Origin of the sequence: Akkermansia massiliensis (genome assembly GCF_018847375.1) — a bacterium.
Lineage (GTDB): Bacteria > Verrucomicrobiota > Verrucomicrobiia > Verrucomicrobiales > Akkermansiaceae > Akkermansia > Akkermansia massiliensis.
Map to the genome: position 1 here is coordinate 59,952 of NZ_CP072036.1, position 12,458 is coordinate 72,409.

Sequence of the window (12,458 nt, forward strand, 5' to 3'; positions counted from 1 at the left end):
AATAATTCTTGCCTTTCAGCCTCCGGTAGTATTTACTTCGCCGCGCAGTCCCTGCAAACCTAAAAGTCGCGTTCGTCTAGCGGTCTAGGACTCCCGCCTTTCACGCGGGCAACACGGGTTCGAGTCCCGTACGCGATGCCAGCTTTACCGCCGCAGCAGTTACGATGCTTCCGCCCCTCCTTACCAGGGAAGGCATATTGGAAAGACGTAATGGCTGCGGTTTTCTTTTGGTCCGGTTCCTCCGGAATCAGGAAAGCGCGGACAGGACGGCAGGAAGCGGTATCCCCCTCCTTTTCAAATGCCGGAACATGTCTTACATCCCCCGGATTTGGCTTTCAGAAAGCCCTGTTATCTTTTAGAATTCCTTACACGCAAACGCCATGGATTACACACCTCTCATTGAAAAACGCCGCCAGCGCCTGGAAGAATTGGAAACGGTCATTGCCGAACCGGATTTTTTCAATGACCAGAAGCGGGCCTCTGAAACCATGAGGGAGCACCGCCGCCTGAAGGAACTGATGGACACGTGGGATGCCCTGAACGCCACGGAACAGCAGCTGGCTGACAACCAGGAGCTGGCGAAGACGGATGATCCGGAACTGGCGGAGCTGGCCTCCCTGGAGATCCCGGAACTGGAAGCGGCGCTGGAAAAATTGCGCAGTGACGTCCAGTACAGCCTTCTCCCCCGCGACACGACGGAAGACCGGGACGCCATTATTGAAATCCGCGCCGGAACGGGCGGGGATGAAGCATCCCTGTTTGCCGGAGACCTGCTGCGGATGTACCAGCGTTTTGCGGAAGAACGCGGCTGGCGCTTTGAGCATCTGGAAAGCAGCCCGTCAGACGTGGGCGGCTTCAAGGAAGTCGTCTGCCGCATTGCCGGGGAAGAAGTGTTCCGCTTCCTGAAGTATGAAGGGGGCGTGCACCGTGTGCAGCGCGTGCCCACCACGGAAACGCAGGGACGCATCCACACCTCTACCGCCACCGTGGCCGTCATGCCGGAAGCGGAGGAAGTGGACATAGAAATCCGCCCGGAGGACCTCCGCATTGAAGTGTGCCGTTCCGGAGGCGCAGGCGGCCAGCACGTGAACAAGACGGAATCCGCCGTGCAGATCTGGCACATCCCTACGGGCGTCTATGTCCGCTGCGAGGAAGAGCGCAGCCAGATGAAGAACCGTGAAAAAGGCATGAAGATTCTGCGCGCCAAGCTCTTTGAAGCCAAGAAGCGGGAAGAGGCGGAAAAATATTCCGCCGCACGCCGCAACCTCATTGGCTCCGGCGGCCGTGAAGAAAAAATCCGGACGTACAATTTCCCGCAAAACCGCCTGACGGACCACCGCATCGGCTATACGTCCCACAATCTGGACGGCATCCTGATGGGGCAGATGGAAGACCTGATCATGGCTCTCCAGCATGCGGAAATGCAGGAACGCCTGGCGGAAGCCGGCATGTCCTAACCCCCTTTTCCTTTCATGAAAACCCTACTGGAAGTTCTTCAGTCCGGCACGGACTACCTGGCGCGCCAGGGCTGTGACGAGGCGCGCGCCACCATGCAGCACCTGATGGCCCATGTTCTGCACTGCAACCGCACGGCTCTTTACTCCCGGTTTGACAGGCCTGTTGAAGAAGCGGAACTGGCTCCCCTCCGCGAGCTGCTGAAACGAAGGGCGGCGGGAGAACCGCTGCAGCACCTGCTGGGGTTCACGGAATTTTTCCGGAGGGATTTCCTGACGGACGCGCGTGCCCTGATTCCCCGCCCGGAAACGGAAGAACTGGTGGAAATGGTGTTAAAGAAAATCCCGGACCGTCCGGTACGCGTGCTGGACATGGGTACCGGTTCCGGCATCATCGGCGTCACACTGGCTCTGGAACTCAAGGAGCGCGCGAAGGAAGTCGTTCTGGCGGACATTTCCCCGCAGGCTCTGGACCTGGCGCTGGAAAACGCCATGCGGCTGGGAGCCAGGGTCTCCACCGTCCAGACGGACCTGTTTGAAAACATCCCCCTGGAAAAACCGGTCCTGCGCCAGGAAGGAGCGGATTCTTCCGCTTCCGTGCCTGAGGAGGAAGAGAAGGATGCCGGACGGGAAATGCGCTTTGACGTCATCGTGGCCAACCTGCCCTACATTGCGGATGGAGAGGAGCTTGCCCCGGAAGTTATGAAAGATCCCCATACGGCCCTGTTCGGAGGCCCGGAAGGCTGGGAAATCATTGAACGCTTTCTGGCCCGCGCCCGGGACTACCTGAATGAAAACGGCTTCGTAGCCCTGGAAATCGGACATGACCAGGCGGCAGCCGTGACGCAGATCATGGACGGCTACGGCTATAATTACATTGAAGTGCTGAAAGACATGAGCGGCGTAGCCCGCTTCCCCTTCGGTTATCATTAACAATTATTCCTTCCCCCTTTCACTCCATGCAGGCGGCGCGCATTCTGGTTGACGGACAAAGCGATCTGGTGCTGGACTACGGCATTCCGCCGGAAGCGGGGGACGTCAGGCCGGGCTGCCGCGTGCAGGTTCCCCTGCGCAACAGGACGGCCACCGGCACTGTTCTTACGCTGTCCGAGCCGGACCCTGCCTGGAAGGACAGGCTCAAGCCCATTCTGAAACTGATCGACCCGGAACCCTTGATTTCCCCGGTCATGATGAATCTGGCCTCCTGGGCGGCGGACTATTATTCCGTAGCGCTGGACCAAATGATCCGCTGCCTGCTCCCGGAAACCGTCCGTCAGGAAAACACGGCGGAAAAAATGCGGAAAATGGTGCATCTGGAAAAACGTCCGTCCCGTGAGGAGCTGGATGCCCTGTACCGCAAAGCGCCCCGGCAGGCCCAAATGCTGGATTATTTTTCATCTGCGGAACAGATGGAAGCGCCTCTGGCCGCATTCGGCACGGGGGCTCTGAACATCGCCCGCAGCCTGGCGGCCAAGGGCTTCATCTCCCTGAAGGAGGAATCCGTGCACCGCGACCCCAGCACTGGAGAGCAGTTCGTCCCCAGCCAGCCCATGAAGCTGAACGATCAGCAGCAGAAGGCGCTGGAAGAAATCACGGCCATGTGCACGGCGGAGCACAAAAAACCGGTGCTCCTGCAAGGAGTCACCGGCTCCGGCAAAACGGAGGTTTACCTTCAGGCCGTCTCCCAAATGGTGAAATCCGGAAAATCCGCCCTGATCATGGTACCGGAAATCTCCCTGACGCCCCAGACCGTCCAGCGCTTCAAATCCCGTTTTGCGGAACTGCCCTCTTCCGTGGCGGTGCTGCACAGCCTCCTATCGGACGGAGAACGCTTTGACGAATGGCACGCCATCCGTTCCGGAAAGGCACGCATCGTCATCGGCCCCCGTTCCGCCGTCTTCGCCCCTCTTCAGAACCTGGGGCTGGTGATTGTGGATGAGGAGCATGACGCGTCCTACAAGCAGGAAAGCTCCCCCCGCTACCACGGGCGGGACCTGGCCGTGCTGCGCGCCCATCTGGAAGACTGCGCCGTGGTCCTGGGCTCCGCCACCCCTTCCCTGGAAAGCATCCATAACGCCCTGACCGGAAAATATTCCCTGGTGAAGCTGACGGAAAGGGCGGACGGCCAGCAGCTCCCCCTCATCCGCATTCTGGACATGAAGACGGAGGGCAGAAACAAATCCGGCCCCAACGTCATCTCCGAGCGGCTCAGAATGTCCATCGACCGGCGGCTGGACAAGGGGGAACAGGTCATCCTTCTGCTCAACAGGCGCGGATTCGCACGCTCCATCCAGTGTCCGGACTGCGGCCACGTGGTGACGTGCCTGCACTGCTCCCTGCCCCTGACCTACCACCGTACGGAGGACCGCCTCATGTGCCACCTGTGCGGGTTCAAGGCCCTGCCGCCCCGCACCTGTCCGGAGTGCAGGTCCGCCAATATCATGCTCCAGGGGTACGGTACCCAGAAGGTGGAGGAAATCCTGCGGCGCACCTTTCCTGCGGCGCGCATCACGCGCGTGGATGCGGACGTGGCCCGGCGCAAAAACGCCGTCAGAACCATTCTGAACCAGTTCCGCGCCCATAAGATAGACATTCTCCTGGGCACCCAGATGATTGCCAAGGGTCTGGACTTTCCCAACGTGACGCTGGTGGGCGTGCTGAACGCGGACCTGGGTCTCCATATCCCGGATCCCCGCGCGGGAGAGCGCACCTTCCAGCTTCTGACGCAGGTGGCGGGCCGCGCCGGCCGCGGCGACCTTTCCGGGGAGGTCATCATCCAGACCTTTACCCCCCAGTCCCCTTCCCTGCAGTACGCCCGCCATCACGATACGGACGGCTTTGCGGCGCAGGAGCTGGAAATGCGCCGCTCCTTCGACCTGCCGCCTTTCACCCACATCGCCGTGCTGACCATACGCTCCCAGCATGAAAACATGGCGGAATTCGCCACGCGCACGCTCGCGGCGCGCCTCCGCGGCATGCTGCCCCCTCCAGCCACGATGACGGACCCCATGCCGGCGCCCATTCCCCGCGCACACGGCCAGTTCAGATTCCAGATCACGGTCAAGGGGCCGTCCGCCCGCATCCTCTCCCGCACCCTGCGGAAGCTGGTGCAGGAAGCCGGGCTGGGGGACGACCTGACCGCCGTGATCGACGTGGACGCCATGTCATTCATGTAAGCCGCCTTGCCAAATCCGGACGGCCGCATTAAAATTCCGGCACAACACAACTTACTATTATGCTGCTTCATTTCTACAAGATGACGGGCGCCGGAAATGACTTTGTCATGGTGGACAACCGTGACCTGGAACTTTCCTCCGTGCTGGACAAGGAGACCATTGAAGCCCTGTGCGACCGCCGCTTCGGCATCGGGGCGGACGGCCTGATTGCCGTGGAACCGTCCCGGGGCAAAGGGGGAACCGTGCGCATGCGCTATTACAATGCCGACGGCGGAGAAGCGGAAATGTGCGGCAACGGAGCCCGCTGCTTCGGCAACTTCGCCGCGGCCCTGCTTCATCACGACAAATCCGCTCCCCTCCCCTTTGAAACGATGGCCGGCATCGTGACCGCCACCTTTGAAAAGGACGGGAATGTCACCGTGAACCTGACGGATCCCCACTCCCTGCAGCTCTTTGTGCTGAATGCGGACCCGGCGGTGGGGGCGGACGTCCACTTCCTGAATACAGGCGTTCCGCACGCCGTAGCGTTTCTGGACAAGCTGGACGGCCTGGACGTTCCCCGTCTGGGCGCCTACCTGCGTTACCATAGCGCATTCTCTCCAAAAGGCACCAACGCCAACTTCGCCAGAATCCTGTCTCCGGGGCACATCGCCATACGTACTTATGAACGCGGCGTGGAGGATGAAACGCTTGCCTGCGGAACGGGCATGACCGCCAGCGCGCTGCTGCACGCCGTATTGACGGATGCCCCTTCACCCATTCAAGTGGACGTAGCGGGAGGGGACACGCTCAAAGTAGGCTTCCAGCGCACGGGAGACCGCTTTACCAGCGTGACGCTGACCGGACCGGCGGACCTCGTCTTTACCGGAGACATAGAACTCTGACCGGCCCCTCGCGGAAAAACGCCGTTGTCCTCCGTCATCAGGGAGCATGCCTGTTCAGCAGGGAACACTCTGCCTTTACATAACCGCCGTAATTGTTGCAGAATGCCTTGTACACGGCAGGGCCCATATTCGTCTCGCAATAATACTTTACGGTAATGCAGTCCTTCTTGCGTTCCACATTCAGAAAACGGCTGGACAGCAGAACCAGGTTGCTCTGGTAATTCCACAGGGCCATGTCACGCGCCATTTCCTCATTGATCTTCTCACAAATAAAACTCTCCGGCGGGGGAAACAAAATGGCGCTGACAACGCTGATCAGGCAAATTCCGGGCACCACTCCTATCGCAAGCACTCCGTGGCACTTCCTGACAAAGGGGATGTGGTTCCGGAACTTCCGGAAGAGGAAGAAACGGAACAAATAACCCGCCAGCAGCATCACCGGAAAGGAAACATTCACGTACTCAAAAGCCAGGCTCATTACTCCAAGGGCAAAAAAGCCGATGCCCTTCCACACCTTCCTGTACACCGGGATGCAGGCGCAAAGAAACACGTACAGAATATATCCCAGCAGACAGAGGAACGGGAGAAGCGTTCCTGTAAATATGTGCTCCACCATGCAGTCCCACGGATATTCCCTGCTGGGAGCACATGCCTCATGAAAAAACATGCACACCATGCTCAGAATCACCAGCCCGGCAAGGAGGATGGCCTTTACTTTTCTTGATTCATACAGAAGCCACAGTAAAACGACGCCAAAAGGCAGTAAATAGCAGCCGATACTGCTGAACACAGTGGACAACATGGGAATGTGAGGAAAGAAATTCATGGCTTGGATAGGGACAACTGGCTGGTTAACGACTCAAAGGCATCTGTGACTGTGGCAACAATAATTGGAAATAAAATAAATTCAAACATTCGTTTTCAAATAATGCAGAAAAAATCATATTCTTCTCATAAAAAACCGTTCAGCACGACTCTCCAACTTGACAAAACAACCTTCTGGAAAAGATAATAACGCTCTGATGAAGCACTCTCTTTTCCTCCCGGCGGCCATCCTTCCTCTTCTCCTCTCTCTGCCCCAATGCAGCCGCAAGCCGCTCCTTCCGGAATACACGCCCCTGTGTGCCGGAATGGTGCCCGGAAAACACACCTCCCCCCGCGCCCTCCAGGCACGGGAAAACAGAACCTACCGGGTTGGCCCGAAAGGCGGTGTGTATTACATCAATTCCCACAATAAAAAAGTCTACATCAAATCCAGGAGGATTCAATAGAAGACCACGCAAACACCCCGTAACTTTCCAAATGGGAAACAAATAATTGCTTTACCCGTCCCTTATTTTATTTTTGAGAAAATATTCCGTCTAAAAAACTCATCAAACTCATTTTCTTCTTGCCAAAACGGAAGAGGACGGGTAATGTCTGCCGCACCACAACATTAAATGGTGTCGGTAGTTCAATGGTAGAGCCCCAGATTGTGATTCTGGTTGTTGCGGGTTCGAGCCCCGTCCGACACCCCATCCCCTTTCCTTCATGAAAAAGAGCACTTATGGTGCTCTTTTTTACTATCCATCCGCATGCGCAATCCAGAATTCGTCAAAGCCGCTTTTTCCGCCATTGCGCCGCGCTATGTGGCCACCAACCATGTACTGAGCATGGGCGTGGACCTGCTGTGGCGGCAGCGCGTCGTGCAGCTCGTCTCCGAATGGAAGCCGGAACGCCTCCTGGACCTGGCGACGGGAACCGGGGATCTGGCCCTGGCCATCCTGAACGCCATGCCGGAAATCCGGCTGACCGGTTCCGACTTCTGCCAGCCCATGCTGGACGTAGCGGCCAAACGGGGACTGGACAACCTGGTCTGTGCGGACGCCATGAACCTGCCCTTTTCCTCCGCATCCTATGATGCAGTCACCGTCGCCTTCGGCCTGCGGAACATGGCCAGCTATCCGGACGCCCTGCGGGAAATGGGCCGCATGCTGCGGCCGGGGGGCCATTTGCTCATTCTGGATTTCTCCCTGCCTGAAAACCTGCTGAAAAGCCCCTACCGTTTTTACCTGCACCGCATCCTCCCCGTCATTGCAGGCTGGATGACCGGCCACCGGGAAGCCTACGACTACCTGGCGGAAAGCATTGAAGCCTTTCCCAGCGGCCAGGCCATGCAGGACCTGCTCCGGGACTGCGGCTACAGCAACATCACGGCGGAACCCCTGAACGGGGGGATCGCCAGCATCTACACCGCCCAGCGATGAGTGCGGGTGACGCGAGAGAGGGCATTATCCGCGGCAGGGCGTCGCGCGCCCGCCTGGGGGGTAAACTTGCCGGACTGTCCCTGCCCCGCCAGATCGCCGTCATTGCCTTCTGGCCCTTCCTGGAACAGCTTCTGAGCTTCTTCGTCACCTCCTCCGACCTCTTCATTGCCACCAAAATCGGGCTGGACGCGCAGGACACCATCAACATCTCCGACGGCATGGGGGCTGTCGTCTTCCTCATGTGGTTCGGCTTCGTCATCCAGGGGTCCATCATGATGGGGGCCACGGCCATCGTCTCCCGCATGACCGGAGCCAGGGATTACCCCCAGGCGCAGCACGGGCTGCACCAGGCCGCCATGCTGGGGCTGCTGGCCGGCATCATCTCCTGCGGGCTGCTTTTCGCATGCAGCGGCTTCCTGGTCACGCACGTGCTGACCATGAATGAAGCCGCTAGGGCCTACGCCCTGCAATACGTCTATGTGGCCGCGTTCGCCGCTCCCTTCAGCGGCGTGGTCTTTGCCATCAATGCCGCCCTGCGCGGCTCCGGAGACACGCGGCTGCCCTTCTGGATCATGATGGGCGTGGGCATCCTCAACGTCATTTTCAGCGTCACCTTCGTCTTTGCGGACGCCCCGCTGGGCGGCTGGCGCATCGGAGGCATTGCGGCGGGAACGGTCTGCGGCTACGGCATCAGCATGTGCGCGCTCCTCTTCATCATGCTGCGGCGCAGGAAAAAAATATTCGCGGGAAGAGAAAACGAATCCCTGGAAGAACTCGTCAAGGAACGCGGGGAACACTATGCTCCGCCGCTGTACCTCAGCTTCTCCCATCTGCGGCCGGACATGGGCATGCAGAAGCGCATCCTGAAAATCGGGCTGCCGCAGGCCGTGGAAGTCTTCGGCATGTGGGGCATCCAGATGTTCTGCCTCTCCATCATCAGCGAACTGCCCATCAAGGGCGTGCTGGGCGTCCACAACATCGCCGTCCGCATTGAATCGCTAAGCTTCCTGCCCGGATTCGCCATCGGCATGGCGGCCTCCACCCTGGTGGGGCAGTACCTGGGCGCCCGGAACGCGCTCATGGCCCGCATCACCATCTGGAAATGCATGCGGTACGCCATCATCTTCATGACGGGGCTGGGCGTGCTCTTCTGCGCCTTCCCCTCCCTCTTCATGGAGATATTCTCCAATGGCAACATGACGCTCATTGACACCGGCATTCCCGTGCTGCGCACCATGCTGCTGGTGGAGCCCTTCTTCGCCGCCTGCATCGTGATGAAAATGTCCCTGCGCGGCGCGGGCGACACGCGGAGGGTCATGTTCATCTCCTACGGCATCATGGGCTTCTTCCGCGTCGTCTGCACATGGGTCTGGTTCAAGCTTGCCCCGGAAACCATGACTCTGTGGGGCATCTGGCTGCTCTTCGCCTTTGAAATGGCCGTTCAGTCCGCCATCCTCTATAAAATTGTCAAGGGCCGGAGCTGGACAAAATTGCAAGTCTAACCTCCCGAACGCCTTTCCCGGACGCGTGCAAATCCAAAACGTGATGCCTGCATAAAAACTTTGCTCTTCCCGTCAAATTCTGCTATCGTTTCTCCACGTTGTTCTTCAACGGGCTCGTAGCTCAGCGGTTAGAGCAGGGGACTCATAATCCCTTGGTCGTAGGTTCGAACCCTACCGGGCCTACCATTTTTTCTTGAGTGGCCTTACCTATGCCTCTATTTTGCAAGATTTTCCACCGCAAACGGTTCTTATGGCATTCAGATTTTGTCATGCTTTCCGCCACGCACGGCTTTTTCAGTTTATAATGGTTCCAAAATAACTGATGCACCATGTGATGGCTGAATGCACCAATGCTCACATAAAGCATTCCGGGCTAGGAGCGGTGAAACAGTTTTTTGTTCCACTTTTTCAAACCTGCCTCTAATTTTTCCCTGGGGGTTTTCTTCCTGCCACTCAAATTGCGGATGAAAAAATCCCTGTAGTTATTGACGCAAAATCCGTTTCCCCTTCTCCTCACCTGTTCCACGGGAGAAGTAAATATCTCAATTAGAGCTGCCTTCAGTCTGGCCTCCTTTTCCTGAGCCCGTTCAATCTGCCAGGGGAGCCGTTTGGGTTCAGCCATCATGGCGAGCCATGATTCATCATCTTCATCAATTCTTTTGATTTCCGCTACAACTTCGTCCAGAGATGAATACCGGTGGCAATTAATAAATGCCCTGGGATTATAGTCCTCCTCAATTAATGGATTTCCCCAGTAAATAGGGATGGAGCGGGCCAGAAAGCTCGTGATTATTTTTTCTGTTGAATAACCCCGGTACCAGGCATTTTCACACGCAAAGGAAAACTTATAGGGGTTTTTCAACAGAATACTTCCCTTGAGCCAGTCATCGGACTCCCTGGGAACGGAACAGGGTGTATTGTTCAAATGCTTTCCTATGGAATTGATCTTCTTGTATTCAGAAAGCCGGGAAAACAACTGGATGCGGTAGGGAATGCCCTTCTCCATGGGAGTAGATATAATTGCAGAATCCGCTTTTCCGGTTCAGGACATCAGCCACATTTTCCAATGGCAGCTGATCCGCCTGGACACGGTAGGAGGATAAAAAAGGCATCTCCAGAACGCGCCCCCCATGATCGGCGGAATCAAACCCTATGTGATAATCGAACAAATTCAAATCTGGAGCGAGGGCTTCTCCATATACATCCATGATCGTAATTTTTCCTATGGAATCCTGTAAAAATTGAAGATATGTCTCTTTGGAAGAGGTATACAACCAAGGGAAGGCAATAAGAAAATCTGCGTTGTCCCTGTCTATTTCCAATTCAAGAATAGATGGATCTATCTTCCTGAAACGGCATAGAAAACCATCGATCTGCCATTCCTCAGCGCCCTGCATAAACCCGATTTTTACTTTCATTCCCTGTTTCTCAAATTGATGGGCATTATACAGTCCCATGTAAGCTAGTCAATCTGAACGAAGACAGACTCAACATCCTCATATATTCCATGCAAGCTTTTTAAATCCATCAGGGAGCCGTACAATCTCATAGTATATTTCCTCTTGAAAAAAGCAGGTTCACCGACCATAAAATACCAAATTCAGTCCACCTGTTATTGATGGAACAACCAACCTTGCCATCTCTCCGTGCCTCATATAATAGAACTCGTGTTTTTACATGGAATTCCCTCTTCCTGTAAAACGCCGCCCGGAAATCCTGAGGAGAATTTCCGGACGGCGGAGATTTACGCATGAATGGCGTTCACCATGGCGGCCAGGTCGTCGTCATACACGAACTTGCACTGATCCCCACGCTGCTTGAACAGTTCAAACAGGCGCGGCATGTCCGTATCCGGAACGGAGAAGCCCAGCGCATCCAGGCGCATTTTCACGGCATGCCTCCCGGAATGCTTGGTCAGGGGCAGTTCCGTAGCTCCCCAGCCAATTTCCTCCGGATCCATGATTTCATAAGTGCTCCGGTTTTTCAGAACGCCGTCCTGATGAATGCCGGAACCGTGGGCAAAGGCGTTCGCCCCAACCACAGCCTTGGAGCGCGAGACGGGCAACCCGCTCATGGCGGCCACCATGCGGCTGGTCCTCACCAGTTCCTTCGTCCGGATTCCGGTCCCCGCGCCGGAAAAGAAATCCGGGCGAGAATGCAGCGCCATGACGACTTCCTCCAGAGCGGTGTTTCCAGCCCGTTCACCGATGCCGTTGATGGTGCCCTCCACCTGCTGCGCCCCGGCACGGATGGCAGCCAGTGAATTGGCTACGGCCATTCCCATGTCGTCATGGCAGTGGACGGACAACCTGGCGCGGCTCACGTTGGGAACATTGGATTTCAGGTAGGAAATCAGGCGGTAGTATTCCTCCGGCATCGTGTAACCCACCGTATCCGGAATGTTGACGACGGCGGCGCCCGCATCAATCACGGCTTCCACCATTTCCGCCAGGAATTCCGGCTCCGTTCGGGAGGCGTCCTCCGCGGAAAACTGCACTTCCCCGCATAATCCGGAAGCCATGGCGACGGCCTTGACGGCCATCTCCCTGATTTGCCCGCGGCTTTTTTCCAGCTTGTATTTCCGGTGGATGGGGGACGTAGCCACCACCAGATGGATGCGCTCCCGGTCTCCGGCAACCTTCAATGCCTCATGGGCGGCAATAATGTCCTTCTCCACACAGCGTGCCAGCCCGCAGACGCGGCTTTTTTCCGTACGTTCCGCCACGGTGCGGACAGCGTGGAAGTCGCCGTCCGAGATGACGGGGAAGCCCGCCTCAATTACGTCCACTCCCAGAGCTTCCAGCTGCATGGCAACCTGTATTTTCTGCTCCACGGTCATCGCCGCGCCGGGGCACTGTTCTCCGTCTCTCAGCGTCGTATCAAAAATATGTATGTGTTCTTTCATTACAGTAAAAATGTTAAGGGTTCGTTCCTTCGGAAACTGCGCACGGAAAACGTTCCTGTTATGGAATCATTCCTTTGGCGCAAATCAAGACCAGCCGTTTACTTCCTTCGCGCCGGAACGGCTCACCGGCGCATATCAAGATATCTTCACGGACTACCGTCCGAGAAGCAGCAATAGACGACCTTGAAGGAACAGGGTGTTCATCTTGCTTATTTTTACCATAACTCCGCCCTGAATGGGGGAACAAGGCAGACGATGCATTTTTGACACGGTTTTGTCAAGAACGGCGGG

The 12,458-nt window shown here is 56.8% G+C and carries 11 protein-coding genes and 3 tRNA genes; 10 read left to right on the forward strand and 4 right to left on the reverse strand.

Annotated elements, in window-relative coordinates; all coding sequences use genetic code 11:
- Positions 1 to 65 precede the first annotated feature (65 nt).
- The 5 genes from J5W70_RS00240 to dapF all read left to right on the forward strand — a co-directional run bounded on the left by J5W70_RS00240 (position 66) and on the right by dapF (position 5,514).
- Positions 66 to 141 (forward strand) — tRNA-Glu (locus tag J5W70_RS00240).
- A 239-nt stretch (positions 142 to 380) separates the two neighbouring features.
- Complete coding sequence (gene prfA, locus J5W70_RS00245) at positions 381 to 1,457, forward strand: peptide chain release factor 1 (protein WP_022397046.1); 1,077 nt, start codon at positions 381 to 383, stop codon at positions 1,455 to 1,457.
- Positions 1,458 to 1,472: 15 nt separating this feature from the next.
- Positions 1,473 to 2,387 (forward strand): peptide chain release factor N(5)-glutamine methyltransferase, encoded by a 915-nt coding sequence (prmC, locus tag J5W70_RS00250; protein WP_022397045.1) that lies wholly within the window; start codon positions 1,473 to 1,475, stop codon positions 2,385 to 2,387.
- Positions 2,388 to 2,413: 26 nt separating this feature from the next.
- Positions 2,414 to 4,630, forward strand: a complete 2,217-nt coding sequence (priA, locus tag J5W70_RS00255; RefSeq protein ID WP_022397044.1) for a replication restart helicase PriA — start codon at positions 2,414 to 2,416, stop codon at positions 4,628 to 4,630.
- Positions 4,631 to 4,689: 59 nt separating this feature from the next.
- Positions 4,690 to 5,514: a diaminopimelate epimerase gene (dapF, locus tag J5W70_RS00260; RefSeq protein ID WP_022397043.1), complete on the forward strand. Its 825-nt coding sequence runs from the start codon at positions 4,690 to 4,692 to the stop codon at positions 5,512 to 5,514.
- 37 nt (positions 5,515 to 5,551) lie between these two features.
- On the opposite strand, the gene J5W70_RS00265 is transcribed toward dapF, so the two are convergent.
- Positions 5,552 to 6,316, reverse strand: a complete 765-nt coding sequence (locus tag J5W70_RS00265; RefSeq protein ID WP_022397042.1) for a hypothetical protein — start codon at positions 6,314 to 6,316, stop codon at positions 5,552 to 5,554.
- Between the two features lie 220 nt (positions 6,317 to 6,536).
- Here J5W70_RS00265 and J5W70_RS00270 point away from each other — a divergent pair, with 220 nt between their 5' ends.
- From J5W70_RS00270 to J5W70_RS00290, 5 genes are all read left to right on the forward strand, one after another.
- Positions 6,537 to 6,785, forward strand: coding sequence for a hypothetical protein (locus J5W70_RS00270; protein WP_022397041.1), 249 nt, complete (start codon positions 6,537 to 6,539; stop codon positions 6,783 to 6,785).
- A gap of 171 nt (positions 6,786 to 6,956) precedes the next feature.
- Positions 6,957 to 7,031, forward strand: a tRNA-His gene (locus tag J5W70_RS00275).
- A 57-nt stretch (positions 7,032 to 7,088) separates the two neighbouring features.
- Positions 7,089 to 7,760, forward strand: coding sequence for a ubiquinone/menaquinone biosynthesis methyltransferase (locus J5W70_RS00280; protein WP_022397040.1), 672 nt, complete (start codon positions 7,089 to 7,091; stop codon positions 7,758 to 7,760).
- Positions 7,757 to 9,262: an MATE family efflux transporter gene (locus J5W70_RS00285; protein ID WP_022397039.1), complete on the forward strand. Its 1,506-nt coding sequence runs from the start codon at positions 7,757 to 7,759 to the stop codon at positions 9,260 to 9,262. Before J5W70_RS00280 ends, J5W70_RS00285 begins: the two co-directional genes overlap by 4 nt.
- Positions 9,263 to 9,372: 110 nt before the next feature.
- Positions 9,373 to 9,448 (forward strand) — tRNA-Ile (locus J5W70_RS00290).
- Positions 9,449 to 9,635: 187 nt separating this feature from the next.
- Here the strand turns inward: J5W70_RS00290 and J5W70_RS00295 are convergent.
- From J5W70_RS00295 to J5W70_RS00305, 3 genes are all read right to left on the reverse strand, one after another.
- Positions 9,636 to 10,268: a glycosyltransferase family 10 domain-containing protein gene (locus J5W70_RS00295; RefSeq protein ID WP_022397037.1), complete on the reverse strand. Its 633-nt coding sequence runs from the start codon at positions 10,266 to 10,268 to the stop codon at positions 9,636 to 9,638.
- Complete coding sequence (locus J5W70_RS00300; protein WP_022397036.1) at positions 10,219 to 10,719, reverse strand: hypothetical protein; 501 nt, start codon at positions 10,717 to 10,719, stop codon at positions 10,219 to 10,221. Before J5W70_RS00300 ends, J5W70_RS00295 begins: the two co-directional genes overlap by 50 nt.
- A 287-nt stretch (positions 10,720 to 11,006) precedes the next feature.
- A complete protein-coding gene (locus J5W70_RS00305; protein ID WP_022397035.1) occupies positions 11,007 to 12,167 on the reverse strand; it encodes a 2-isopropylmalate synthase in 1,161 nt (386 codons plus the stop codon).
- Positions 12,168 to 12,458 lie beyond the last annotated feature (291 nt).